This window comes from Acinetobacter sp. P1(2023) (assembly GCF_028367635.1).
GTDB classification, from domain to species: Bacteria; Pseudomonadota; Gammaproteobacteria; order Pseudomonadales; family Moraxellaceae; genus Acinetobacter; species Acinetobacter pittii_E.
Genome location: NZ_JAQNDD010000003.1, coordinates 48255 through 73636, shown reverse-complemented (window position 1 = coordinate 73636; position 25382 = coordinate 48255). Strand labels below are relative to the sequence as shown.

25 protein-coding genes and 1 tRNA gene are annotated in these 25382 nt (G+C 37.3%); 14 read left to right on the top strand and 12 right to left on the bottom strand.

Annotation, left to right across the window (positions count from 1 at the left end):
- Window positions 1-25: 25 nt before the first annotated feature.
- Window positions 26-2434, bottom strand: a complete 2409-nt coding sequence (locus tag POD11_RS05420) for an FdhF/YdeP family oxidoreductase (RefSeq protein WP_262456650.1) — start codon at window positions 2432-2434, stop codon at window positions 26-28.
- A 402-nt stretch (window positions 2435-2836) separates the two neighbouring features.
- Between POD11_RS05420 and POD11_RS05415 the strand changes: the two genes are divergently transcribed.
- On the top strand, window positions 2837-3994 hold the full coding sequence (locus tag POD11_RS05415; RefSeq protein ID WP_262456649.1) for a glycerate kinase: 1158 nt from the start codon (window positions 2837-2839) through the stop codon (window positions 3992-3994).
- Here POD11_RS05415 and POD11_RS05410 read toward each other — a convergent pair.
- The gene (locus POD11_RS05410) at window positions 3991-4557 is read right to left on the bottom strand and encodes a TetR/AcrR family transcriptional regulator (RefSeq protein WP_262456648.1); all 567 of its coding nucleotides are present in this window, start codon (window positions 4555-4557) and stop codon (window positions 3991-3993) included. The two genes, POD11_RS05415 and POD11_RS05410, sit on opposite strands and share 4 nt — an antisense overlap.
- A 122-nt stretch (window positions 4558-4679) precedes the next feature.
- On the opposite strand from POD11_RS05410, the gene POD11_RS05405 reads away from it, so the two are divergent.
- Window positions 4680-5465 carry an SDR family NAD(P)-dependent oxidoreductase gene (locus POD11_RS05405; RefSeq protein ID WP_262456647.1) on the top strand — a complete coding sequence of 262 codons (786 nt, stop codon included), beginning with the start codon at window positions 4680-4682 and terminating at the stop codon, window positions 5463-5465.
- A gap of 32 nt (window positions 5466-5497) precedes the next feature.
- Window positions 5498-6103: a nitroreductase family protein gene (locus tag POD11_RS05400; RefSeq protein WP_224991538.1), complete on the top strand. Its 606-nt coding sequence runs from the start codon at window positions 5498-5500 to the stop codon at window positions 6101-6103.
- A gap of 106 nt (window positions 6104-6209) precedes the next feature.
- Here POD11_RS05400 and POD11_RS05395 read toward each other — a convergent pair whose 3' ends face one another.
- Entirely contained in the window at window positions 6210-6899 is a 690-nt protein-coding gene (locus POD11_RS05395) for a hypothetical protein (RefSeq protein ID WP_271739850.1), read from the bottom strand.
- A gap of 217 nt (window positions 6900-7116) precedes the next feature.
- On the bottom strand, window positions 7117-7734 hold the full coding sequence (locus POD11_RS05390) for a TetR/AcrR family transcriptional regulator (protein WP_262456645.1): 618 nt from the start codon (window positions 7732-7734) through the stop codon (window positions 7117-7119).
- Between the two features lie 107 nt (window positions 7735-7841).
- On the opposite strand from POD11_RS05390, the gene POD11_RS05385 reads away from it, so the two are divergent.
- Window positions 7842-8705, top strand: coding sequence for a metal-dependent hydrolase (locus POD11_RS05385; RefSeq protein WP_262456644.1), 864 nt, complete (start codon window positions 7842-7844; stop codon window positions 8703-8705).
- A 108-nt stretch (window positions 8706-8813) separates the two neighbouring features.
- Here POD11_RS05385 and POD11_RS05380 read toward each other — a convergent pair whose 3' ends face one another.
- On the bottom strand, window positions 8814-9389 hold the full coding sequence (locus POD11_RS05380) for a TetR/AcrR family transcriptional regulator (RefSeq protein WP_262456643.1): 576 nt from the start codon (window positions 9387-9389) through the stop codon (window positions 8814-8816).
- 670 nt (window positions 9390-10059) lie between these two features.
- On the opposite strand from POD11_RS05380, the gene POD11_RS05375 reads away from it, so the two are divergent.
- The 6 genes from POD11_RS05375 (at window position 10060) to POD11_RS05355 (ending at window position 12706) form a co-directional block, all read left to right on the top strand.
- Entirely contained in the window at window positions 10060-10335 is a 276-nt protein-coding gene (locus POD11_RS05375; protein ID WP_262456776.1) for a hypothetical protein, read from the top strand.
- Window positions 10336-10393: 58 nt separating this feature from the next.
- The gene (locus tag POD11_RS05370) at window positions 10394-10669 is read left to right on the top strand and encodes a hypothetical protein (protein WP_262456642.1); all 276 of its coding nucleotides are present in this window, start codon (window positions 10394-10396) and stop codon (window positions 10667-10669) included.
- Window positions 10670-10715: 46 nt separating this feature from the next.
- Window positions 10716-11108 (top strand): DUF7878 domain-containing protein, encoded by a 393-nt coding sequence (locus POD11_RS05365; protein WP_262456641.1) that lies wholly within the window; start codon window positions 10716-10718, stop codon window positions 11106-11108.
- An 83-nt stretch (window positions 11109-11191) separates the two neighbouring features.
- The gene (locus POD11_RS17625; protein WP_316249933.1) at window positions 11192-11494 is read left to right on the top strand and encodes a hypothetical protein; all 303 of its coding nucleotides are present in this window, start codon (window positions 11192-11194) and stop codon (window positions 11492-11494) included.
- Between the two features lie 234 nt (window positions 11495-11728).
- The gene (locus tag POD11_RS05360; RefSeq protein ID WP_262456640.1) at window positions 11729-12211 is read left to right on the top strand and encodes a hypothetical protein; all 483 of its coding nucleotides are present in this window, start codon (window positions 11729-11731) and stop codon (window positions 12209-12211) included.
- A 189-nt stretch (window positions 12212-12400) separates the two neighbouring features.
- Complete coding sequence (locus POD11_RS05355; protein ID WP_262456639.1) at window positions 12401-12706, top strand: hypothetical protein; 306 nt, start codon at window positions 12401-12403, stop codon at window positions 12704-12706.
- 155 nt (window positions 12707-12861) lie between these two features.
- Here POD11_RS05355 and POD11_RS05350 read toward each other — a convergent pair.
- Together POD11_RS05350 and greB are read right to left on the bottom strand one after the other, a co-directional pair.
- Window positions 12862-12951: transfer RNA gene (locus POD11_RS05350), tRNA-Ser, on the bottom strand.
- 89 nt (window positions 12952-13040) lie between these two features.
- Window positions 13041-13535 (bottom strand): transcription elongation factor GreB, encoded by a 495-nt coding sequence (greB, locus tag POD11_RS05345; protein ID WP_262456638.1) that lies wholly within the window; start codon window positions 13533-13535, stop codon window positions 13041-13043.
- A gap of 372 nt (window positions 13536-13907) precedes the next feature.
- On the opposite strand from greB, the gene POD11_RS05340 reads away from it, so the two are divergent.
- Window positions 13908-15020, top strand: coding sequence for a transglycosylase SLT domain-containing protein (locus tag POD11_RS05340; RefSeq protein WP_239967166.1), 1113 nt, complete (start codon window positions 13908-13910; stop codon window positions 15018-15020).
- A 91-nt stretch (window positions 15021-15111) separates the two neighbouring features.
- On the opposite strand, the gene POD11_RS05335 is transcribed toward POD11_RS05340, so the two are convergent.
- Complete coding sequence (locus POD11_RS05335) at window positions 15112-15495, bottom strand: SCP2 sterol-binding domain-containing protein (RefSeq protein ID WP_016140203.1); 384 nt, start codon at window positions 15493-15495, stop codon at window positions 15112-15114.
- Window positions 15496-15699: 204 nt separating this feature from the next.
- A complete protein-coding gene (gene ttcA, locus POD11_RS05330; RefSeq protein ID WP_016146199.1) occupies window positions 15700-16605 on the bottom strand; it encodes a tRNA 2-thiocytidine(32) synthetase TtcA in 906 nt (301 codons plus the stop codon).
- A gap of 505 nt (window positions 16606-17110) precedes the next feature.
- Between ttcA and POD11_RS05325 the strand changes: the two genes are divergently transcribed.
- Complete coding sequence (locus POD11_RS05325) at window positions 17111-17971, top strand: lytic transglycosylase domain-containing protein (protein WP_025470247.1); 861 nt, start codon at window positions 17111-17113, stop codon at window positions 17969-17971.
- A 258-nt stretch (window positions 17972-18229) separates the two neighbouring features.
- On the top strand, window positions 18230-19135 hold the full coding sequence (gene htpX / locus POD11_RS05320; RefSeq protein ID WP_002118851.1) for a protease HtpX: 906 nt from the start codon (window positions 18230-18232) through the stop codon (window positions 19133-19135).
- A 48-nt stretch (window positions 19136-19183) separates the two neighbouring features.
- Here htpX and POD11_RS05315 read toward each other — a convergent pair whose 3' ends face one another.
- On the bottom strand, window positions 19184-19759 hold the full coding sequence (locus tag POD11_RS05315; protein ID WP_262456637.1) for a DUF4112 domain-containing protein: 576 nt from the start codon (window positions 19757-19759) through the stop codon (window positions 19184-19186).
- 70 nt (window positions 19760-19829) lie between these two features.
- On the bottom strand, window positions 19830-22925 hold the full coding sequence (locus POD11_RS05310; protein ID WP_262456636.1) for a multidrug efflux RND transporter permease subunit: 3096 nt from the start codon (window positions 22923-22925) through the stop codon (window positions 19830-19832).
- Between the two features lie 263 nt (window positions 22926-23188).
- Between POD11_RS05310 and POD11_RS05305 the strand changes: the two genes are divergently transcribed.
- Entirely contained in the window at window positions 23189-24331 is a 1143-nt protein-coding gene (locus POD11_RS05305; protein WP_262456635.1) for a glycerophosphodiester phosphodiesterase, read from the top strand.
- 43 nt (window positions 24332-24374) lie between these two features.
- Here the strand turns inward: POD11_RS05305 and POD11_RS05300 are convergent, their stop codons facing one another.
- Window positions 24375-25337, bottom strand: coding sequence for an MBL fold metallo-hydrolase (locus POD11_RS05300; protein WP_262456634.1), 963 nt, complete (start codon window positions 25335-25337; stop codon window positions 24375-24377).
- Window positions 25338-25382: the final 45 nt, after the last annotated feature.

The window sequence follows — 25382 nt, the reverse complement described above, 5'->3', positions numbered from 1 at the left end:
TGATATTGTTAATATCGCCTTTGATTTAAAGGCTGCTTACTTTTCTATCTGCATCTTCAGGGTCAACTGCCGTTGCCAAGTTGAAGTGCTCTGGTGCATTACCGGGATGCAAAATCACCGGCACACTTTTGGAAGCCGGAATCTTGGCATATTTGTCATGACTGCTTAAGGCCACTAAAGGATTAGTTTCAGGATAGTAAGCGGCTAAGCTGCCACGTGGAATGTTGTATGGCACAATACGGAAACTGTGCACAATACGCTTCACGCCATCTGAGAAAACACTTTCAATATCAACCCACTGGTTTGCTTCAAAACCAGCTTCATCAATATCGGCTTGATTCATAAATAACACACGGCGCTGACCGAACACCCCACGGTAACGGTCATCGAGACCATAAAGCGTCGTGTTGTATTGGTCATGAGAGCGAGTGGTCATTAAGGTATAAACTTTACTCTCGGTATATGCAGCAGCATATTGATGTTCTTTATCGGCATAGACTTCACTCAGCGGTGTAATCATAAACTGCGCTTTGCCACTTTTTGTATTCCAGATGTGCTGATTGGCTGGATGCTCTAGGTGGAAACCACCCGGTTTATAGACACGTAAATTAAAGTCATGGAACTCATCAAATACATCAGCGATTGAGTCACGAATACGGTCATAACTTTCAATGTACCATTTCCATTTGATCTTACTGTCTGGCAGCACTGCTTCAGCCATTCTTGCCACAATGTCTGGTTCAGACAAAATATTTTCAGAAATTGGAGTATTACGCCCGGCCGACAAGTGAATATTACTCATCGAATCTTCGACAGAAATGGCCTGCGGACCATGAAGCTGCTCATCAATTTCGGTACGGCCTAAACATGGCAAAATGAGCGCATCTTTACCACACACCAAATGACTACGGTTTAACTTGGTGGCAACATGAACAGTTAAATCACACTTTCTAAGCGCTTCTTGCGTATAGGTGGTATCGGGCGTTGCAACAGCAAAGTTTCCACCTAAACCAATAAAGACTTTGACCTCACCTTCAGCCATGGCTTTAATGGTTTCGACCACACCAAAACCATTTTTTCTCGGTGATTTAATTCCAAACACGCGATCAATGTTGTCGAGTAATTTAGGACTAGGTAGCTCATTAATGCCCATGGTACGGTCGCCCTGCACATTACTATGCCCACGAACTGGACAAAGCCCTGCACCCGGTCTACCAATTTGACCACGCGCCAATAATAAATTGGCTAACATATGCACATTGGCTGTTCCGTGGCGGTGTTGAGTAATACCCATTCCCCAACAGAAAATTGAGCGCTCGGACTCTAAAAACAGTTGGGCGAGTTTTTCTAAATGCTCTGGTGACAGCCCCGAGTGTTTATAAATATCTTCCCACTCAGTTCTCTCGATCTCAGCAATCATCTCATCAAAACCGACTGTATTAACCGCAATAAAGTTTCGGTCAAAAACACTGGGTTTACCTGAAGCGAGTGCTTTTTTATCCCATTCATTTAAGTACTTTAAAATTCCTAACATTAGCGCATAGTCACCACCAATTTTAGGTTGGAAATAATAGCGACTAATTGGTGTACTACCATTGGTCATCATTTCAAGCGGTGCTTGCGGGTCTTGGAAGCGCTCTAGGCCTCGCTCTTTAATCGGGTTAATCGCAACAATATTACCGCCACGTTTAGACACTTCTCGTAAAGTACCTAACATACGCGGATGATTGGTTCCGGGGTTGTGTCCAAAACTGAAAATTGCATCAGCCAAATCAAAGTCTTCTAGGGTGACTGTGCCCTTTCCTAAACCAATCGAGTCAAGTAAGCCAACACTTGTGGTTTCATGGCACATGTTCGAACAGTCTGGAAAGTTATTTGTACCAAAGCTTCGCACAAACAGTTGATATAAAAATGCCGCTTCGTTACTGGCACGACCAGAGGTATAAAACGCAGCTTGGTCTGGGTGGTCTAGCGCATGGAGGTGTTTAGCAATAATCTGAAATGCTTCATCCCATGAAATAGGAAGATATTTATCAGTTGCAGCATCGTAGCGGACTGGGTCAGTTAAGCGGCCTAAGTCTTCTAGAAAAAAATCACTTTGTTCTGATAACCAACTAACGGTATGACCTGCAAAATATTCAGGAGTAACGGTTTTACTGGTCGCTTCAAAAGCAACTGCCTTTGCGCCATTTTCACAGAAGTTAAATGCATGAGCATCTTTCTTTTCTGGCCAAGCACAACCGGGACAGTCAAAACCTGTAGGTTGGTTAATGTTGAGTAAGGTAATTGAACCTTTTTTTAAAATATCTTGTCGCTTTAAGTTTCGAGCAACACTAAGAAGCGCCCCCCAACCGCCAGCAGGATGAGTATATGGCTCAATTCGCGCAAAGCCATTATTTTCCTGTATGTGCTTTTGTTCTTCTGAATTATCCACTTTTTCATCCTCTTATTTCTTTTTACACACTCAACAGATTCAATAAAATCACAATTTAATTATGGTTATATCTAGGCAATCTGCTGTTTAGCTTGTCAGGAGAGTCCGCTTTTTATCTTATTCACAATATTTTAAAAGCTGGCTCAACCCTGCTTATAATATGTGCCATATTCTTTACAATTACAATAATTCAGTCTATTAGTATTATTTTAAAAAAATTATATATAACAAATAATTAAAAATTTGTTGGATGTGTTTTTTACAGATAAAAACATTATTATTGGTTTTCATTTTTAACAGATTAGACCGATTTTTCAAATTGACTCTGATTTGGTTTCATCTATGCTTTTTTCGTATTAAGCAGTATAAATCAATTAAAAATCCATCAGAATTAGAGAGCTTATGAAAGTCATTATTGCCCCTGACTCTTTTAAAGACAGCTTATCTGCTTTAAACGTAGCTCAAGCAATTGCCAAAGGATGGCAAGCAGTTTTCCCCCATGCCGAAACGATTTTATGTCCTATGGCAGATGGCGGTGAAGGAACCATTGAAGCTGTTTTAGAAGTCTGCGGTGGTCAATGGCGTGAAAAAACCGTGGTCGGGCCATTAGGTAAGCCTGTTCAAGCTAAATGGGGATGGCTAGAAAATCAAAGCATCGCTATGATTGAAATGGCTCAAGCGAGCGGCATACAGTTAGTGCCGCCTTCACAACGTGATGCATGCCACAGCACAACATTTGGAACAGGCCAGCTCATTTTGGATGCTTTAGATGCAGGTGCAAAAGACATCATTCTAACTGTGGGCGGTAGCGCCACCAATGATGGTGGCACAGGATTGCTCAGTGCTTTAGGCGCAGTTTTGCTCGATGCTAACCAAAACGTTTTACCTGCTGGTGGCCTTGCCCTTGGTCATCTTTCAAAAGTTGATTTAACGCATTTCGACTCACGTATTCAGCACACACGGTTTTTACTGGCTGCCGATGTGACCAACCCACTTTGCGGCGCAAACGGCGCATCACATATTTTTGGACCACAAAAAGGTGCTTCTCCTGCTCAAGTCCAGTTACTCGATGAAGCGCTTTCTCATTTTGCCGATGTCTCTGCACACCTTTTAGGTTTCGACAAACGAGATGAAGCAGGTTCTGGTGCTGCTGGTGGTTTAGGTTTTGCAGCCAAAAGTTATTTAAATGCGGAGTTTAAAGCTGGAGTTAAAGTTATCGCCGAACTTAACCAACTGGCCCATAAAATTTCAAGTGCAGACTGGGTCATTACAGGTGAAGGTAAATTTGACCAACAAACCTTAAGTGGCAAAACAGTGTTTGGAGTGAGCCAAATTGCCAAAGCTCACGGAATTCCTGTTATTGTCATTGCAGGAACATTAGGCAAAGGCTACCAAGCGCTTTATGAGCACGGCGTTACGGCTGCTTTTTCACTGGCCAATGGTCCAATTACATTAGAACACGCCTGCGAACATGCAGCCGACCTGATATATGAGCGAACAGTAGATATTGCGAGGCTAGTTCAATTTAGCCAAACAAGTTTGAGAGATAAAAAAGTTTAATCAGCTAACTTTAACAGGCTCTCTTTACAACTTTCTAATATTTCATCGCTAAGCGTAGACTGATCGGGGCATGCGCGAGATAAAGCAATTGCTCCTACAGACTGAGCAAGAATATTAATGGCTTGCTTTCTTAACTCTGCCGTTTCTAAAGAAACTTGTTTTGCTCGTTCATTCATAATGAACTGAATAAGCTGCTCAATACCCTCTTCAAATTCGACTTTCACTTCATCTGGCTGTCTTGCGGCATCACAAGATAGTGCTGTTAAAGTACAACCCTGATCTCGGTTGTCTCGATGAGTACGAGATACGTACATTTCAATAAATTGAGTTAAATTTAAACCTTCTATTCTTTTTAAAACCTGCTCAAGACCATGTTTGACGGTAATGGAAACAAGGTCTGTTTTCGAGCTGAAATGTTTATAAAACCCACCGTGGGTAAAGCCTGCGCTAGACATTAACTCGGCAATACCGACACCGTCATAGCCTTTGCTACGAAACAGTTGAGTCGCCTTTTCAACAATTTTATCTCGGTTTTCTTTTACCTGAGTTTTACTGACTTTCATGATGGCGCACCCACTTTTATTCACTCTGCTCATTATAATTATACATTGATTATGATTGACATCAAAACCTGTATATTTTAGATTATAACCATCATCTAAAAATTAAAGCGTAGAGATATCACATGTCAGCTCAATCAAAAGTACTTATTACAGGCGCTTCGTCAGGAATTGGTTCTGTTTATGCAGATCGATTTGCTCAACGTGGCTATCACTTAATCTTGGTTGCACGAGACACAAACCGCTTAGATAGGATTTCAAAAGATCTTCAAGAAAAATACGCTGTACAAGTCGAGTTCATTCAAGCCGATTTATCAAAAGATCAAGACATTAGTAAAATTGAAGATGTACTCAAAAACGATGCTGATATTGAAATTTTAGTCAACAATGCAGGGATTGCCCTTAGCGGAAACTTTTTAACTCAAGATCGTCATGAGATTGAAAAACTTCTGACTTTAAATATGACTGCAGTTGTTCGGTTATCTCATGCAATTTCCCAGCAACTTATACGCAAAGGTAAAGGCGCTATTATCAATTTAGGTTCTGTGCTTGGACTAGCGCCTGAATTTGGTTCTACCATTTACGGTGCTAGTAAATCTTTCATCCAATATTTTAGCCAAGGTTTACATTTAGAATTAAAAGATCATGGCGTGCATGTGCAAGCCGTATTGCCTTCTGCCACTAAAACCGAAATTTGGGAACGTTCAGGCATAGATTTAAGCCAAATACCGCCATTAATGGAGGTAAATGATTTGGTAAATGCAGCTCTAATTGGTTTTGACCGTAAAGAAACAATTACAATTCCTGTGCTGAAAGACGAAAATCAATGGAATAATTTTGAAAAATTACGTATTACATTACTACCAAACTTTTCTTCGGCTGATGTAGCTCAACGTTATAAAATTAACTAGTATCGCTACCCCCTATTAAGTAGGAAAATCTTATGAATGTTATTGATGCCATCCGTAACCGTCGCGCAGTTAAACGCTTTGACCCTGCTTTTCAAATCTCTGATGATGACAAGAAGCAATTATTACAAGAAGTTTTAGCAAATGCCCCAAGCGCTTTCAACTTACAACACTGGCGTCCAGTCATCATTGAAGATGCTGAGTTAAGACAAAAAATCCGTACCATTGCTTGGGACCAACCACAAGTTACAGAGTCATCATTACTGATTGTACTATGCGCAAAAGTAAGTACATGGGAAGCTGATGCTAAACGTGTATGGGATGGAGCGACTCCGGAAGTTCAAAATATTATGGTTGGCGCGATTGACCAATATTACCGTGACCGTCCACAAACCCAACGTGATGAAGTTATGCGTAGTGCGGGTATCTTTGCTCAAACCTTAATGCTGCTTGCTCAAGAGCATGGTTTAGATAGCTGCCCTATGGATGGTTTCGACTTTGATGCGATGGCGAAACTGATTAACTTACCTGAAGATCACGTGGTGTGTTTAATGATTGCAGTTGGTAAGTCGGCTTCTCAGCCTTACCCACGTGTGGGCAAACTTCCTTACGATGATGTAATTACTAAAAATACATTCTAAGTTATTAAAGGTTTAGGCTTCCATACGATTCCACATTATTTAATATAAATCGTTTGGAAGCCTTGCCATGCATAAATTTAAAGCCGTTCATGTCCACTCGTCTAAACTATTTTTTAGAAAGTTTCTCTGCACCGAACTGAATAGGTAAAGTAATAATATCCAAGCCTAATGCTAGTGGAGACAGTAGATTTTTCTTTAAAGTATTATTTTTATTTTCTTGCATAGTTAAGCGCTGTTCTTGAAGTACAACTGGGATAGAACCCGCTAACGATAACTGACTCGTCTGTTTTGTACCCTCATAAACAGTACCTTTTATGGCAATATTTCTACTTAAATATATTCCTTTCTCTTGATTCTTCACCTGTAAAGATTCTTCCAGAAAACCCAATTTAAGCAACTCTTGCTTCTTTGTATTACTCAGCTGATTAACTGGTACGGGATGATAAAAATAGATGTGCCCATAAAAGACATTGTCGTTATAAACGTCTAATTCAAGCGGTAATTTATTAAGCAAAACACGCTCTTGGTTAGGTAACTTTTGCGTAATATTTAATAAATCAGAACCACCTTCGGTAAGTAGATAATTAAATTTTTCGCCAATGAGTAGAGCACGGGACGATTGTTCATTTTTAGATTTTGTTTCCCCTATTCCAATAATATTGTCTTCGTGTAATACGTTACTAGTAAATTTCTGCTCGTAGCTTGGATATTTAGATTCCAATGATAAAGATGCACAAGCGGTAAGATGAATTGCAGTTATGAGAAAAGTTAGTTTTAAGCAATTTGAAATAGACACGCTCTTATCACTTGAGTACAAAGAAAAGGCCAAAAATTCTACCTCATCTAAAAATGTAAGTAAAAGCAGCCGAATAAGCCTCTATTACGCAACTTTATAGCTAATTTTCCTCATTCACCTCTGCAAACTAAGTTTAATGGGTTTTAGATTTAATACATTTTCTTTAAGTTCTTATAAAGCTGAAGGCACCATTGGCGCAGTAATCATAAATCCTAAGTTAAACCACCTTATTCCTATCATTCTCTATATATGACATTGTAAGGTTAATTAAACAGTCAACTAACTCTTCAAAAGTAAAACCCATATTTTGTGAAGCAAAAAAATTCATCGTTAAAGCGATACTTGAATGAATCAAAATATAAACCATCATTTTCAAATTTTTGATTTTTAATACTTCAGGATGTTTCATGGCATATTCAATGGCTAAGACATTGATCGCTTTTACAGCTTTTACATGGCTTGCTTCAGTACTATATTTAGAAGAAACACTAAGCCAATAAAAATATTTATTATTATCTTTTGCCAAAAATTCACCGATTTTTAAAAAAATTGTTCTGATTGCTTCAGGGATTTCTAAATCTAAAATTTCAGGAATTACATCATAAATGACTTTCGATATTTCCATAATAAAATGCTGCTGCATCTCAATGAAAAGTGCCTCTTTATTTTTGAAATATTCATAAAAACTTCCCGATCCTACCCCTGCTATCTCACACACTTTAAGCACAGTTGTATGGTCTAAGCCATTTTTCATAACAGAGATAAATCCTGCACTTACTATAGACTCAAATGTATTTTTAGCTCTATTTTGTTTTGGTTTTCTTATAGTTACCATTTCTTTTTATCCTTCTAAAAATCCGTCTTTTTTCCGTATAAATTCATTGATAAATTCTAGTTGAAATCAAAATTTGATCAATTATTTTTTAAAGATGAGTTAAAAAAATGAATACAGCTCTCGCTACAAATCAAAAAATTGTTCGTCGTAATGTTGAACTTTCTTACGATGCGAATAAAAATTATTCTTTTTATTACGAAGAAAATCCTGTTGTTACTTCTTTGTTCGTTGTACTTTCCGCTATGTTTCCTCCGGGTGAAATGTTCTTTATTGAAAGTATCAGAAATGTTCGAAACCAAATTAAAGATGAAAAACTTTTAGAAGATATCAGAGCCTTTATTGCTCAAGAAGCCTTTCATAGTCGTGAACATAAAACCCTGAACAATCACCTCATACATTCTAACTACCCTGAAGTAATCGAGATTGAGGGCAAAACCAAAGCACGTTTGGATAAATTACGTAAACTTTCAACGGTCGAACAAGTCGCAGCGACCGTAGTCATGGAACATTACACAGCTACCCTCGCTCGTCTATTGCTTACAGATCAGCTAATTAAAAGAAAAACTACACAAGAGAGCAGAAATCTTTGGGAGTGGCATGCACTCGAAGAGCTTGAACATAAGTCGGTCGCATTTGATGTGTTAAATGCGATCGGTGGCAACTCGAGCAAAAATAGAAAACTCGCTTTAGCTAGAGTCACAAAACTTATCATGCCTATTATGTTTGAATATTGGATAAAAATTTTAAAAAGAAAAGATATTAGATTTAGCTTAAAGCAATTAAAGGACGGCGTTTATTTAGGATTTGGAGGAGTTAATCGGTTGGGAATTTTATCGAAAGCATTTGTAGATATGCTAGATGTCAGAGATGAAAATTTTAATCCCTTACACATGCAAACCGAGCAATTAGAAGCCGAATTTCGTGAAAAATTATTTGGCCAACAAGGTTTTTTAAAAGAGTCTCTAAGCTAGAAAGATCAATATGTAGGCCCTCATTTGAGGGCTTTTATTGAAATGACTAGCTGAATGTTATAAGCCAAACTTTTTGGTTTATTCTTACTTTCTATTCAAACTTAGGATCTATGACTTAGAATGAGAAAGTGAGGGGATTTTTTGGTAAAAATAGTCTAATAATTTCTCTCTTTCCCCTGCTTTATTTGGGTCTAAAAGTTGGATGAGTGCCCCATCAATCATAAATAAAACGATATTGGCATCGGGTTTTAAGGAATTGGTTTCTAGACTAAATATCAGATCAAAAAGCTCTCGTAGCAACCATTTTCTATATTCAATCGCCATTTGATAGGCTCTCGGGTAAAGCAGTTTTATTTCAAAAATAGCTTTAAATAGCAAAAAGTAAAAGCTATTTAAATCGACATGTAAAAGAAAAATTTCTTTGAGTTTATCGTGGGAATTTGGGTAGCGATGAGAATAAATAATTGCCAGCACTTCTTCTTTTAGCCGACTTTTTTGAAAGGCTATACATCTTTCAATGAGCCGCTCTTTGGACTGAAAATAATTATAAAAAGTCGCCTTCTGAATTTTGCATTTTTTGATCAGAAGGTTTATCCCTGTATTGTGAAATCCATAAATCGTAAATAACTGAATTGAAGTACAAATGACCTGTAATTTTTTGGCAGATATTTCTGAATGAGGCATATTTTTACCATTTTAAAATAAGTTCTTGTTGTAGGTGAGATACTTTTTTGGGAGAAAAAAAGGCATAGCAAAGCCTATAAAGACTGTGCTTGGCACATCTCAAGTTTTATTGTTGCTAAGTTTTTAGTCGTGACGATTTAAAGCCTGAAAACCATTAGGTGTTCAAACCGCTTTAACGTTTAAGTTGTGTCGATATAGACTTTGGCAAAGGCTGCCAAGAAATAATGGATGTGCAAAGCCAACTCCTTTTTATTGGGAGTTCTGCCAGACATTTATAGAATTATGGTGGCAGAACGAGAAAGGGTTAGCAGACTAGTATTATCTCAAACTAGCACACCCGAGGGTGTCCCTCTCCCGTCCTACCGCAACGGGAAAGGAACGAGTAGTTCACCACACAAGACTGTTCCTCAGAAGGAACGACTCTGATGCGGGAGATAATACACGGTCTGCTAAAACCGGCTGGCAATGTGGCCAGCAGGCAAAGAATAGTGCTCTACCCTTTTGCAGTCAAGCACACAAAATGACATTTGTTTTAAATTAGATCATTAAAAAGTAAGGATAAATAATGAGTTAGTTATTGTTAAACTGGGGTTTATAAAGGCAATGAAATTTATATAGATTATTAGTTTAGGTAGGCAAGAATAGGATATAAAAAGTGGTAAATGATGAAATGAAAATATCTTTATTAGATGTACAACAAGTATTCAATGATCTGTTAAACCATAAAATTAGCCGAGAGGATGCTGAAGAATGGGCAAGAAAAAGAATGACTGCACTAGATAACCAAGACTTAACTTTCGTTCCTCCTATTAAAGAGGAACTCCTATGGAAAGCTTTAGTATATTTAAGTGGTGTTGGGTTAAAAATATCTCCTGATAAGTACATGGAAGATGACATTGGCATTAAAGAAATTATGATACTTATTGAACTGGAAAATTTTGTATAAGCTGTTTTTTATATTTTTTTAAATTTTCATTTTCGCTAAGACCAACAAAAGGAAATATATGCACAAAAATCTTGATAAATATGGATATTTAATAGGATTTTTCCTGGGATATATAGATATTCTTGAAACTAACCAAGATATTTTAAATTATTTTCAAAACAATCCTGATGAAATTCCTATATGTATTGATGAGATTTCAAAGCTTATAAATAATAATTTATTAGATTGGAAAATCTTCACAGATGAGGCAAATATCTATTTTCAATCTAAAACTGATTTTATTAGTTTTTTTAATTGGCTCAAAATTGAATTAAACAAAATACCTTTAGAATAGACCAATTATTGAATCTTCTACTATACAAAATTCTCCAAAAGGCAATATGGAAATTTCCTATACAATCACGCATGGTCCACAAAGCTCTATTATAGATCCTATGGTTTCATCAGAAATTGAAGGTACTTTGATAATTAAAGTTAAAAATAAAATTATCTTCAATGAAGAAGATCTACTATTATTGGAACTTGCCATCTACATAAAACAATGGCTTGATAGAGATGAGAAGCCAAATTTTTCTTATTCCTCTATGGAGTTTGAGGAAAAAAATATTCTCACTTTTGAAAAAGAAAAAGATGACTTATGGAGAATCAACTCAGTTTGGTTCAATAAAGATCAAAATAATATTTATATAACACACTTGGAGTTAATAGATGCTTGTACTAATTTTATAGATAACTTTAAAAAAGATTTTAAAGGAATAACATTTCAGTATTAGTAAAAACCAAATTAGCAGATGTAAACCATTACAGGCTAATTTATATAAAAAAGCAATTAGTCTTTCTTCTATTAGGAATTTAAATGTTAAATATAATTGTACTTAGTATTATATTGGGAATATTCACTTCCATAGTCTCAATTTTTCTTACAGAAAAAATAACAAATTTATTTTTTAATAAAAAAGAATTTTCTGAAAATTACTTCATGTTTTCAAAAGTCTTCTATAGTTTTTTGTTTATGAGCTTTTTAATTCTTTTCTCCATTATCATAGGAAAAAGTTACCCTCTTTATTTTGAAGAAAGCTTAAGACATGTTTTTATAAAAGGGTACTTCTCGGCCTATTTTATAATTTTTTTCATATTTGCTTTTCGAAAAGGTGCTTAATATGTATGAATTTTTCAGATAAATAGAATATACATTAGGTGCTGTAGAGAGTTATTTGGTAAATTTTTTCTAAAACTTATATAAATTTAAGCCCGATAGCTTGATCTATTAAAAAAACAAATAAAGGAACCAGCCAAGAAAAACTATTTCAATGTGGTTCTATATAAATATTTGATATAAGCTGTGTTGTGTATTTTAGGATAACTTTAAATCATAAAAATAAGGTGACAAGAGGTGAAAACAATCTTATTAGTGTTGAGTAGTGTAATCATAGTACTTACTTCTATTTATTTTTTTAATAAAAAAGAATCTGGGATATCTCCAAAAGAATTTGTTCTGAATTGGGGAAAAAGAATGAAAAACTCACCGAATGGTGGACCAGGCAGAAATTGCTTCCCTACCACGTACTCCGCGGTCCGTTACCCTGAATTAAAAGAAGAATTATTAGAAGCTAGAAAACTTAATATATTTCATCCTGATCAATCAGGAAATGGACTTTTACAGATTCCTTTAAAAAACTGTTTTAGTGAAGCAAAGCTTGTTGAACTAAAATTTGATAAATCTAGAAATATGGCTTGGGCGGTATATCGCTGTGAGCAAGATGGAATGGGGCTAGAAGTAAAATTATCTAGCTTTGAGGAATGGTGCAGCTATACCACATATCTAAAAAAATGGAACTTTCCTATAGGAAAATATACTCCTATTTCTATGCCTTAGATTTTTCCTTTTATTAAATAAGAAACAATTAATATGATCACATAACAAACTTATTTTTTAGCAGCTATACAAATTAGAAGAAGCCATCCATTTTTTATATATTCCTCCTTTGATACAAGATAAATTATACTGATATGTTGGGATAGCTCTCCTCTACACACTATAATTAATAAGATTTAAAGAGAAATTATGGATAACTGGAAACATATCATCACTGCCTTTGTTGTGACTATTATTGCAATAATATTGATCCCTTTATTTTCAAGGTTTAACCCCTTCAAACTTTCTTTAGTTTGTTTCTTGCTTTCTACTTTAGGTTTTGGTGTAGCAGCTACCTATGGTCGTAAATCTAATAATCGAGGAGTAGATGGTGATTGGGGAGCACATGGCTTATGGAAAGAGATATTTAATTTAGAACTAGTAACAATCAGCGTAGGTGTTGGAGTTTTAATTACTCTTATACTTATGTTAGGAGTTTATTTTTCTAAAGAGTAATATTCTTAAATAGAAGATTTAAAGAGACATAAAGAAATCAATCTAAAATCATCTGAATCATTCTTATTGTAACTACCTCTATTGGGGGGTTCTATGTGGGAAAAATTATAAATAAAAAAAAGCCCTTGTCATTAACAAGGGCTTTTTAAGAATTTTGGCGGAAGCGGTGAGATTCGAACTCACGGAGGACTCACACCCTCGTCGGTTTTCAAGACCGGTGCATTAAACCGCTCTGCCACGCTTCCAACGAGCGCTATAATATAAACAAAAACACAAGTTGGCAAATCTTTTATTTAATTTTTAATTCAACCGCTCAAAATAAACACAAATCTGTTTAATTTTCTGGGTTTTCTGTCTTTTCATAGCGAATTGTATTGATATACCACAACTTTTTCCCAGATGGCGTGTGCACTTCGATCTCATCATCGACTTCTTTACCGAGCAATGCGCGCGCCATTGGCGATTCAATTGAGATATGTTGCGGATGATGATCATAAATTTCATCGATTCCTACAATACGTAAAGTTCTTTGCTCGCCTTCTTCATTTTCAATCTGTACCCAAGCGCCAAAGTAAACCTTGCCGTCTTGCTCTGGTGAGTAATCAACAATTTTTAATTCTTCTAAGCGTTTTCCTAAATAGCGTACACGTCGATCAATTTTTCTAAGGAGCTGCTTATTGTATTGATAATCCGCATTTTCACTGCGGTCACCTAAGCTTGCAGCCCAGTTTACTTTTTTGGTGATTTCAGGTCGTTCTTCATGCCAAAGTTGTTTTAATTCAGCAACTAATTTGTCATGCCCTGACCGAGTGATTAAGTTAGATTTCATGATTAAAAACCACTGTTCAACAACATATCGCTTACAAGATGTAGCATTTTATACCCTATTTTCTCACATCAGAAGTGTATAAATTTTCTTCCTTAAGAAATTCATGTGTTTATGATGTTATATCGAAGATTTAATTGTACAAAATTTGACATTACTTTTTTTCAATATTATGATGCGCGCAGATTAAATGTTGAGCATTTTTTAACCCACTCGAAAACTATGTAGATTTTCTACACAGTTTATTTTTTTCATTTCATGTCATTTTGAATGACGTCATGACTGCCCACCCCTTATTGAATTTATCAACTTTTAGAAGTTATGGCAGCTTATTGTCTGACTTTTAGGGCATAAATTATCTGTAGCGGAGACAACATGCACAGTAATTCAAGTTCTGGGTCGAGGCTTTGCCTTAACTCTTTATTTTCTTCTCTCCCGTTAAAAGCGCTTGCACTCAGTACTATGCTTCTCCCATTTCATAGTCTTAATGCAGGTAAAACCCTACAGTACAATACTGTAGTTAACACAAACACTCTAACTGTTGTTGCGGTAGAAAGCCCGACAACCGTTTTTAAAGAAGATCAGTTTTTACATGGTTTTGGTTATGACCTAGCGCGTAACTATGCACAGAACCTAAATGTAAAGCTGGACTTTAAAATCGTGGCAGACAATGCCACTGCACTTAGATGGGTCCAGCAAGGTAAAGCAAACTTTGCAATGACTACAGCGGGTTTAAGCACAATCGAAAACAAAGGTTTGATGTCGTTTTCTGCAAGTTGTGGTGACACAACAAATTTGCAAAAAAATGGTTTAAACCCAGAGTTAAGTTGGGTATTTAAACAGGCTGATGACCCACTCACCCAGACTGCCAGTGGCTTTGTATGCCAGAGTAAGCAAAATGGTGTGACCCAGCAGCTTGCTTCTTTTTATAATCGCAATGTGGTGAAACCAGAAGCATGGTCAACTATTCAACGTGACTTAAGCACACGTTTACCGATTTATAAAGCGAGCTTTAAGCAAAGTGCAGCGAAGTATGATCTAGATTGGCATTTACTTGCCGCAATTGGTTATCAAGAATCGTATTTAAAGCCTGAATCTGTTTCTCCCACAGGTGTACGAGGCTTAATGATGCTGACCAATAGCACTGCTCGAGCAATGGGTGTGAGCAATCGTAGTGATCCAACTCAGAGCATTCAAGGTGGAGCGAAGTATTACGATTTAATGTTAAGTGAATTTGATAATATTCCATTCCCTGATCGGAACTGGTACGCGCTTGTGGCCTATAACATGGGACCGGGTGCGGTAAGTCAGATTCAGAAGCGCTTGCAAGCACAAGGGAAAGACCCAAATCAGTGGGTTAATCTTTACGATTATTTGCAAAGTAATAAAATGCGAAATGGTCGATATAAGCAAGCGGTTCAATACGTGACTCGTATTCGTGCTTATCTTGAACATATTAAAACGGCGCAAACACGAATCAATATCTAATTTTTATTATTTAAAAGTTGATAAATTCATTGTTTGTATAAATAAAAAGCTTACCTCTTTGGGTAAGCTTTTTATATGAATTCTTTTTGATTTAAGCAGTATGCTCTAATACTTTCTTAAACAAATCTTTTTGTTCTTGGCTTGGCTTCGCTGTTTGTAGAGCCATCAATTGAGACATATCGCCTTGAACTTTAATTTTACCAGTCATGAATGCCTGCATAGCAGCAGCCATATCAAACTCTAAGAATACTTTACGTAAAGTTTCAGCATCCATATTTAAAGTTGTTTTGGCATTTGAAGACAAACCTTTTTGGATTTTACCCCCATCTAAAGCTAATTCGGTATTTCCAGCAGCATCTGTAACTACTAAATTAATTGCCAAATTCGCAAGAGCGGGTGGCAAATTAAGATCACCTGCTTCAGCAGTTAATTTTTCGACAGTCGCAAACCAATCTTCAGTTAAAAATGCAGGCATGATTCTTCCTCAAATTTATTTGTTCAATTTCTCTAGTTGCCTATCCAGACAACATCATGTGAAGCAATTCTGCTTGTGGGTTGTTATAGCATGTAATTTAAATTTTGGGCTATGACTTTTTGTACGGAACATTCATTTTTTAGTATTTTGATACATTAAAGGCACTTGATTATAAAGTGCCTTTAACATTCTTTATGCTAGCGTTTATTCAGCAGCAAAGCTTAAGTTCACTACATCTAAACGTTTCTTAAGCTCTTCTGGATCTTTAATATCCAACTCACGCTGAGAGTCTAGAGCTTCAAAATCGAACAGCTCACGATCCGCTAACTGAGATGGAGATACGTTCTGCAACGCACCGAAAATGCTGTGTAAGCGCTTCGGATATTGTTTATCCCACTCACGTAGCATTTCATTAAGCATGGCACGTTGTAGGTTTTCCTGCGAACCACAAAGGTTACATGGAATGATTGGGAACTGACGTAACTCGGCATATTTAATAATGTCTTTTTCTTCAACATATGCCAAAGGACGAATCAAAATGTTCTTTTTATCTGACGATAAAAGCTTTGGAGGCATCGCCTTTAAGCTACCGCCATGAAAGAGGTTTAAGAAGAACGTCGCGATGATATCGTCACGGTGATGACCTAAAGCCACTTTAGTTGCACCAATTTCTTGTGCAAAGCCATATAAAGAACCACGGCGTAAACGTGAACATACTGCGCAGTAGGTTTTACCTTCCGGCGTTAAACGTTTAGTAATGGTATAGGTGTCTTTTTCTAAAATGTAATATGGAATGTTGTTCTCTTCCATATAACGAGGCAAAACATCTTCAGGAAAGCCTGGTTGTTTTTGGTCAAGGTTAACCGCAACCACATCAAAATTAATCGGTGCGATACGCTTAAACTGCAACAAAATATCGAGCAAGGTATAACTGTCTTTACCACCAGACACACACACCATGACCTTATCGCCATCTTCAATCATATTGAAGTCACGAATAGCATGCCCAACTTGACGGCGAAGCTTCTTGAGCAAACGGTAATAGGCCGAGCTTGTTGGAAGTTCAGGCTTAAAATTAAATCCCTGATTGGACTCAACTGGCGCGTACATAGACGAGGTATACCCATAAATAAAAATACCGCGCAATTTTATATGATTCAGAAGAGAATCGCATCAAAAGAATAGTTTCAATTCTTGAAGTCGTCACATTGCTCATGCATGATGCAAAACACATGCTTTATTTTTGACTCAAGCGTTCAAATTTTGTGCAAAATGCTTACTTTTTGGACTTTTCCACAGTTTTCCACAAAACCTGTGGATAAAATTGTGGATTTCTTCGTACTTGACAAACTGTTTTGACCTTCTGTTAAGGGTTTTATTTAAATTGATCATTTTTTAACCAATGTTTTTTACCTTTAATAATCAACATGTTATTCAAGTCAATAGAATCATTTTAAAAAAATTTTTTAATTTTTTTTGATGAGCATTCGAACAAATAAGCTTGATTTTTTGAAAGAGTCGAAATAAAAAAAATTACACAAATCTTCTTTAAGTTGTATTTTTTGATAAACTCTTTTGCAAGTTTTGAGTACCTTAAAATTGTGAATAACATAAAATGAAAAAATCGGTTCAATTTCTTATTTCTTGTTCGCTGGGGATGACCACTTTTATGGTCGGCATAACTTCAAGTTCAGCAGGTCAAATGTATATTTACCAAGATAAAAACGGTAGTACATTGCTCACCAACCGAAAAAGCTATGATCACTCTCTAAAAAAAGTAAAAGTAACCTATTATCCAGATAGTAATATTCACAGTTATACAAACTGGGGAACGTCAGAAGCTTCTGTTCTGCCAAGTTACAACAAGAATAAAAATGCGTTCGACCATATTATTAGACAAGCTGCACAGCAACATGGTGTATCGGAAGGTTTAATTAAAGCCGTTATGCACACCGAGTCCGGATTTAATGTAAAAGCTCGTTCGCCAGTAGGTGCTCAAGGTTTAATGCAGCTTATGCCTGCGACGGCCCGTCGTTTTAATGTATCTAACGCGTATGACCCGCAACAAAATATTTTTGCCGGTGCGAAATATTTAAGCTGGTTACTCAAGCGTTTTAATGGAAATACACAAATGGCACTTGCGGCTTATAATGCAGGTGAAGGTAATGTCGATAAATATGGTGGTATTCCCCCTTTCCGCGAAACACAAGATTATGTGCGCCGTGTGACAAGCCGATATCAAAACCTATATGCATCGGGTTCAGGTTTTTCATCTTTTACGAATACTTCAGCGCAAACCGTTTCTCATTCCTCCAATTTGGTAGAAAACACAACAGCTCAAATCACGACTCAATCACCGAAATATTCATCTTCTCGTCAAATCGTGACCTTATCTGACGGTAGCTATACAGATGCACCGACAGGCACTTATGTCACCAATAATGCCACCGCAATTGCCCATATACGAATTGAATAAACAATGAAGAAGAACTGTAGCTCACGGTTCTATGTAGTTAAGTTCAGATGTTTTAAATTGTAATGATCTATTACCTGATCTTTACCATTTTGACGAACTTAGCCAATTATTCTTTAAATTTAGGCACATTCTGCTAAATGAAAGAATGTATCAATTCCTTATTTTTTTCTTGAATTTTTCCCCTAAGCCCCGCATATTAGCTGCATGATTTAGAATTTGTAAATCAGATAACATTTTATTTATAAGAGGATTTTCTCAATGATGCGGATTGGTTTGTTTTTGCTTACCAACCTCGCGGTACTGGTTGTAGCTGGCATTATTTTGTCACTCTTCGGTGTCGGTAGTTACCATGGCGCGGGTGGCTTGAATCTAGGCAACCTTCTAGTGATCTGTTTTGTGTTTGGTATGGTGGGATCTTTAATCTCGCTATTCATGTCAAAATGGATGGCTAAGAAAACGACCGGTACAGAACTGATCGACCCGAATGCTCCTCGTAACCAAGCTGAAAGCTGGTTATTGCAAACAGTCGCTGAACTTTCTCAACGCGCTGGTATTAACATGCCAGAGGTTGGTATTTTTCCATCATATCAATCCAATGCCTTTGCAACAGGCTGGAACAAAAATGATGCCTTAGTTGCCGTTTCATCTGGTCTACTTGAGCGTATGAACAAAGATGAGCTACGTGCTGTGCTTGCGCACGAGATTGGTCACGTTGCGAATGGTGACATGGTTACCCTCGCACTCATCCAAGGTGTCGTGAACGCCTTTGTTATGTTCTTTGCTCGTGTAGTTGGTGACTTTATCGACCGTAACGTTTTTGGTCGTCAAGATGATGAAGCCCCTGGTATGGGTTACTTCATTATTACCATGGTATTGGATATCGTCTTTGGTATTCTCGCTTCTGCCATTGTGATGTGGTTCTCTCGTTATCGTGAATACCGTGCTGATGAAGCAGGTGCACGTTTAGCAGGTAAACAAGCAATGATTTCTGCATTATTACGTCTACAAGCTGAGACTGAAATGCCAGATCAAATGCCAAAAGAAATGAAAGCTTTCGCAATTGCGGAAGGTAAAGAACAAGGTTTTAGCTTAGCTGCTTTGTTCCAAACCCACCCAACAATTGAACAACGTGTGGCAGCTTTACATCAATTAGATTGCCCATAAAACGTTTAATGTAAAAATAAAGCCTCCAACTGGAGGCTTTATTTTTTATTACATGGTTTGATAGAGACCCCACAGGTAACTTGCGCCCCACCAAACAGCTATACCAATTAAAAGCAGTACAAACGCACCAAGCAAATCTGGAATATGCAGCCATAACCAACTCACCACGGGATTACGCCAGAAAGCTGAATTCTGCTGCTTCTTTTCGAGTTTTTCATGTAAGTATGGATGAATGACATGAATATCACTTTGGATCTTATATTCTTCGCGTATATGCGTATGAACCACATCTAATGCTTTTCGACTCGGTCGTATAAAAATATCGAAAATAGTCCCAGCAACTGGAACAAAACCCACTACAGCATCTACAACAGCGAGTTTGATGACTGGCGTTAGCTTATGTTGAGGTACACCAATTTGTTTAGCTTTATAAATCGCATAACAGGTCAATACGAAACCAGCAACATCACCGGCAATCGGAATAGTACTCAGTGCAGCATCGGCACCAATGCCCTGCTTTGTAAAAGGAATACGAACTGCGCTGTCCATCATGGTCGCGAACTTGGCCAGATCTCGTTCTAGTGCGATGACCTGTTGCTCTGTTAATTTTTTTTCTTGAGGCATCTAAATCAAATATATGAAGAGAAGTTAATCTTAATATACTTGATTTAATACCTCTTTTTAAATTATTTACTTAACGAGCAGCTTTCGATCTAAACAATGAACGCAATAACACGTACATGACTGGAATAAAGAACAGAACCAGTACGGTACCGAACATAACGCCACCTAAAATACTAATACCGATTTCTTGACGGCTTACAGCCCCTGCCCCTTGTGCAAAGACTAAAGGAATTACACCTGCACCAAAAGCCAAAGAAGTCATTAAAATCGGTCTTAAACGTAAGCTTGCGCCTTCTAGAGCGGCTTGAATTGCAGTCTTACCTTTTTCTTGAGCTAAAGCTGCAAACTCAACAATTAAAATTGCGTTTTTACATGACAAGCCAATTGTGGTTAATAGTGCAATCTGGAAATACACATCATTGGGTAGACCAAAAATATAAGAGAAGATGACGCTTCCCCCTACACCAAGCGGAATAGAGGTCATCACGGCGGCAGGAATGCTTAAGCTTTCATAGAGTGCGGCTAAGCATAAGAAGATAAAGCCTGCCGAAATTAAATATAACCAGACGGCCTGATTTGTCGACTTCTGTTCTTCAAAAGATAAACCTGTCCATGCCAAGCCAACGTCTTTTTGCTGATTTACGAGTTGTTCAACATCTTTCATTGCCTGACCCGAACTGCTGCCACTCGCCACATCGGCTTGTAACTGCAAGGCACTATAACCCATATAACGTTTTACAATTTCAGGAGCGCCGCCCCAACTGAAGTTAGCAAATGAGCTAAAAGGTACCATTTCATTTTGGTTATTACGTACAGACCAATTATATAAATCTTCCGGTTTTGATCTGAATTGGGCATCACCTTGAATCATGACACGCTTGATACGACCACGGTCAATAAAGTCATTTACATACGTTCCACCCCATGCACTCGACAAAGTGCTGTTAATTGCGGGTAGCTCTAATCCATTTGCTAATGCTTGTTTCTGATCAATCTTAATATTAAGGTTTGCTTTACTGTTAGTAGACTGCTTATCAAAGTTTTCAAAACTTGAATAGCTTTTACTCTGGGTTTGCAACTGACGGAAGGTATTATCTAGAAAATCTTGCCCTTGCCCATTCAAATCTTGAATCCATAAATCCAGACCATCGGTTTGGCCTAAACCATTGACTGAAGCAGGTAATGTCACATTAATTTGTGCATTATTGAATTGACTAAAATATTTCATCGCACGCTTTTGTATAGCTTCAGCCGAATTTTCTTTACCTGTACGTACATCCCAAGGTTTTAAAGCGATAAATCCTTGTGCCAAGTTCTGCCCTGTACCAGAATAATTTCGACCATAGCGGATCAAAACCAAATCCACATTCTTATCTTCTTGGGTTAAGAAGTATTGACGGACTTGTTCTCCAATTTTCTGACTTTGAGAAATTGGTGCACTATCAACAAGCTTAATTTGAACACTTAAAATGCCTTGATCTTCTTTAGGAATAAATCCACTTTTTAAACCGCTATAAAACAGCATAAACACAGCAATCAAGGCCACAAAAATGACCACAACCGATTTACTGTAGCGAATGCTTGTTTGGACGATTTTTATATATTGATTTTTAAGTTGATCAATTTTTTTGTTAAACCAAACCGCCCAACGCATAGGCTCTGGATTAGGCTTTAAAATTAAAGCGCATAACGCAGGTGTAAGCACTAAGGCAACGACGAGCGATAACGCCATAGCAGCAACTAAAGTGATAGAAAACTGGCGATAAATCACGCCAATTGAGCCACCTAAAAACGACATTGGAATAAAAACGGCAGTTAAAACCAATGTAATCCCAATTAAAGCTCCACTAATTTCTCCCATCGACTCAATGGCTGCTTCTTTTGGGGTTAAATGCTGTTCATGCATGAGCCGCTCAACATTTTCGACCACCACAATCGCATCATCGACTAATAAACCAATAGCGAGTACCAATGCAAATAACGTTAAAGTGTTAATACTAAAACCGAGCACATATAAAACAGCAAAAGTTCCTAAAATCACAACAGGAACGGTAATACTCGGAATGAGTGTAGCGCGCCAGCTTTGCAAGAACAGGAACATCACCAAAATAACTAAAATAATGGCTTCAATAAGCGTCTTTACGACTTCCTTAATTGACTCTTGAACAAACGGCGTATTATCTCGTGGATAAACAATTTTATAGCCGGCAGGTAGTTTAGTTGTCAGCTGATCTAGAGTTTGATGGATGAGTTTAGAAGTCTGAATCGCATTCGCGCCCGAAGATAGCGAAATACCTAAACCAGCGGCGGGATAGCCATTAATGGTGTTAAAAGACTGATAATTTTCTGCACCCAACTCGACTCTAGCAATATCCTTTAAATAGACATAACTTGCTGTTTGATTGGCTTTCACCACAATATTTTTAAAATCTTCGACTGTTTTTAGTCGAGAACCTGCGGTGACTTTAGTATTTAAATATTGTCCATCAATAACAGGTAAATCACCGATTGCACCTGCGGCAACTTGTGTATTTTGAGCAGTGATTGCACTGGCAACATCACTTGGTATTAAATTATATTGTTTTAATTTCTCTGGATTTAGCCAGATTCGCATTGCATATTGCGAACCAAAAACATCAGATTCACCCACCCCTTCAATACGGTTTAGGTTATCGACCACATGTGTAGTTAAGTAGTCCGATAGCTCAATATTTCCCGATTTACCAGACGAGTCATATAAACCTATCACCATAAAAGTATCACCGAGTGACTTACTCACCGTCACCCCTTGGCGTTGTACTTCATCGGGTAAACGTCTTATGACACCACTAATACTATTTTGGACTTGGACCTGTGCTGTATCTGGATTGGTTCCATTATCAAAACTAATGGTAATTCGACTACGTCCCGATGAATCACTGGTAGAGCTGAAATAAAGTAAGTGATCAATACCTTGTATTTGCTGCTCTAAAATCTGAGTAACACTTTGCTCAACCGTTTGTGCATCTGCCCCACTATAACTTGCCGATACTGTAATTTTAGGAGGGGCAATATCAGGATAGCGCTCTACGGGTAAATTCAGCACCGAGAAAATACCAAATGCCATAACAATAATTGCTAGAACACTGGCAAAAATAGGGCGCTGAATAAAAAATTTAGATAGCATGGCTGCTCAGAATTAAGTCGTCAATTAACAGGTGGCAATGCCAAATTTGGCCTCTTGATCATCAACGAGCGATATAAAAAAGACAAGTAGAATTAACACAATAAATGCAATTAGAACAAAAACAAAGCAAGAACTGGAATTTCCTACAAACCCATAAACAAGGTTTTAACAAGTGTCACTGAAAATTCATGAATTCTTCATGATCACGTCAAGTTCAATCATCAGACTAAATACGTTTCGACTAAAACAATATGAGTAGAATTATGTTTAAAAAAGCACTTTTATGCTTAAGTTTAATTAGCTTGGTGGGTTGTAATGACGACGATAAAACTGAAAATTCACCGACCACACCTGAATATCAACTTCCTAAAATCTTAGTGGTAGGCCACCGTGGCGCGAGCGCTTTACGTCCTGAGCACACATTAGCTTCATATCAAAAGGCTATTGATGATGGTGCAGATTTTATTGAGCCTGACCTTGTTTCCACACAGGACGGCGTATTGGTTACTCGCCATGAAAATGAGATTGGCGGAACAACTAATGTAAGCACTTTAAGTCAGTTTGCAGACCGTAAAACAACAAAAAATATTGATGGTAAAGACTTAACGGGTTGGTTTACAGAAGACTTCACATTAAGTGAATTACAGCAACTTAAAGCGCGTGAACGTATTCCAGAGTTCCGACCTGCAAACACAGCCTATAACGACCTTTACCCGGTCCCGACTCTAGAACAAGTGATTGAGCTGGCTGAAGCAAATTATAAGAAAACGGGCAAAATTATTGGCTTATATATTGAAACTAAACATCCGACTTACTTTAAAAACCAGAAATTGGCAATGGAAGATACCCTTCTTAAAACCTTAGCCAAATATGAATATACACGTGATATTGCACCTGTCTATTTACAGTCTTTTGAAGTGAGTAATTTAAAATATTTAAAAGATCAGCTCGACCTTCATAAAACGATTAAGCATGCACAAATCATTCAATTATATGATGCTAAAACCTCTCAACCAGCCGACTTCGTTGAAGCTGGCGACACTAAAACTTATGCTGATTTAGCCACAGCACAAGGATTAAAGGAAGTTGCTAAATATGCAAACGGTGTAGGACCAAGTAAAGGCTATATCCTTAACTTTAATGACAATGGTTCAGTTCAGACGACTTCATTTATTTCTGATGCACATACGGCTGGCTTAAAAGTGCATCCTTATACTTTCCGTCCAGAAAACAACTTTTTACCAAAGCCTTTAAAATGCAGTCAAGATAAGCCAGCTGAGCGCTGCCCATCTGGTGCTTTAAAAGAGTTTGAAGCCTATTTCAAAGCTGGTGTTGATGGTGTGTTTACAGATGACCCAGCACTTGGCCGTGAAGCAGTCATTAACTTTGAAAAAGCCACAAAATAAATAAAGTTTCTAATAAAAAACAGGGCAATAAATGCCCTGTTTTTTATTTCCCTACAACATTGTCAAAATAAAGCGGGATCCACTGATATTGCTCAGCATTTACTTTATAAACATGACCAATGCCCGGAAACGGTAAATGAGGCGCTGCAACCCATTGCTGCTTATTTGAAATTTCAGCAAACATTTTTAAACGTGTATTAATCGCCTGCTCAGAATTCACATCGAAATCCACTCCTGTTTTTGGAGCATCAAACTGCAAAGAATGCGAGTGTACGATGTCTCCAACAAAAATGATTTGCTGATCATTACTCTTTAAGCGAAAGCTATGGTGACCTGGTGTATGACCACGCGTATCAATCACCTCAAAACCTTGAATAACATCGCCATCTTTAAATGTCTTAAATGCTTTTTTTGCTTGATATGGAGCAAGAGCAGTTTTTACATTTTTAACCGTGCTCAAATAATTTTCTTTTTTGTCTGCTGGTACTGTTTTTTCAGAAGCAGGATTTAACCAATAATCAGCTTCACGCTCATGGGCATATACAGTTGCGTTAGGAAATACAGCTTTTCCATTTTGAGCAATACCGCACACATGGTCTGGGTGTAAATGAGTAAGTAAAACAGTTTTTACATTAGCAAGTTTATAACCTGCTAATTCAATATTTTTTGCAATTGAACCCAGTTGCGGGCCAAAACAACTTGCTGCCCCACTGTCTACAAGTGTTAAGCTTTTGCCGTCATCAACTAAAAATGCATTTACCGAAGTCTGAATCCCTTTCTCATTAACAGCAGCATATTTAGTTAAAATTTTAGTTTTTTGTGCCTGATTTAAATTTTTAAATAATTCAGGATTTAAGTAAATCGTACCATCAAGCAAAGAAGTTACACGGTAGTTGCCAAATTGATGGTGATAATATCCCGGTACTTGTGTGGTTGTACTTGGCTCAGCATAACTTGCATGTATGCTTCCAATTGCAAGGCCCAAAGCGACACATAATTTTTTCATCTCTTCTTCTCTATCAAGTTATAAAGTCGAAATCTTTAAAAAAGA

Bases quoted from the DNA above. Each gene is read 5' to 3' on its own strand.
- POD11_RS05415 (WP_262456649.1), top strand. From the start codon at position 2,837: ATGAAAGTCATTATTGCCCCTGACTCTTTTAAAGACAGCTTATCTGCT.
- POD11_RS05410 (WP_262456648.1), bottom strand. From the start codon at position 4,557: ATGAAAGTCAGTAAAACTCAGGTAAAAGAAAACCGAGATAAAATTGTT.
- POD11_RS05405 (WP_262456647.1), top strand. From the start codon at position 4,680: ATGTCAGCTCAATCAAAAGTACTTATTACAGGCGCTTCGTCAGGAATT.
- POD11_RS05400 (WP_224991538.1), top strand. From the start codon at position 5,498: ATGAATGTTATTGATGCCATCCGTAACCGTCGCGCAGTTAAACGCTTT.
- POD11_RS05390 (WP_262456645.1), bottom strand. From the start codon at position 7,734: ATGGTAACTATAAGAAAACCAAAACAAAATAGAGCTAAAAATACATTT.
- POD11_RS05385 (WP_262456644.1), top strand. From the start codon at position 7,842: ATGAATACAGCTCTCGCTACAAATCAAAAAATTGTTCGTCGTAATGTT.
- POD11_RS05380 (WP_262456643.1), bottom strand. From the start codon at position 9,389: ATGCCTCATTCAGAAATATCTGCCAAAAAATTACAGGTCATTTGTACT.
- POD11_RS05375 (WP_262456776.1), top strand. From the start codon at position 10,060: ATGAAAATATCTTTATTAGATGTACAACAAGTATTCAATGATCTGTTA.
- POD11_RS05370 (WP_262456642.1), top strand. From the start codon at position 10,394: ATGCACAAAAATCTTGATAAATATGGATATTTAATAGGATTTTTCCTG.
- POD11_RS05365 (WP_262456641.1), top strand. From the start codon at position 10,716: ATGGAAATTTCCTATACAATCACGCATGGTCCACAAAGCTCTATTATA.
- POD11_RS17625 (WP_316249933.1), top strand. From the start codon at position 11,192: ATGTTAAATATAATTGTACTTAGTATTATATTGGGAATATTCACTTCC.
- POD11_RS05355 (WP_262456639.1), top strand. From the start codon at position 12,401: ATGGATAACTGGAAACATATCATCACTGCCTTTGTTGTGACTATTATT.
- greB (WP_262456638.1), bottom strand. From the start codon at position 13,535: ATGAAATCTAACTTAATCACTCGGTCAGGGCATGACAAATTAGTTGCT.
- POD11_RS05340 (WP_239967166.1), top strand. From the start codon at position 13,908: ATGCACAGTAATTCAAGTTCTGGGTCGAGGCTTTGCCTTAACTCTTTA.
- POD11_RS05335 (WP_016140203.1), bottom strand. From the start codon at position 15,495: ATGCCTGCATTTTTAACTGAAGATTGGTTTGCGACTGTCGAAAAATTA.
- ttcA (WP_016146199.1), bottom strand. From the start codon at position 16,605: ATGTACGCGCCAGTTGAGTCCAATCAGGGATTTAATTTTAAGCCTGAA.
- POD11_RS05325 (WP_025470247.1), top strand. From the start codon at position 17,111: ATGAAAAAATCGGTTCAATTTCTTATTTCTTGTTCGCTGGGGATGACC.
- htpX (WP_002118851.1), top strand. From the start codon at position 18,230: ATGATGCGGATTGGTTTGTTTTTGCTTACCAACCTCGCGGTACTGGTT.
- POD11_RS05315 (WP_262456637.1), bottom strand. From the start codon at position 19,759: ATGCCTCAAGAAAAAAAATTAACAGAGCAACAGGTCATCGCACTAGAA.
- POD11_RS05310 (WP_262456636.1), bottom strand. From the start codon at position 22,925: ATGCTATCTAAATTTTTTATTCAGCGCCCTATTTTTGCCAGTGTTCTA.
- POD11_RS05305 (WP_262456635.1), top strand. From the start codon at position 23,189: ATGTTTAAAAAAGCACTTTTATGCTTAAGTTTAATTAGCTTGGTGGGT.
- POD11_RS05300 (WP_262456634.1), bottom strand. From the start codon at position 25,337: ATGAAAAAATTATGTGTCGCTTTGGGCCTTGCAATTGGAAGCATACAT.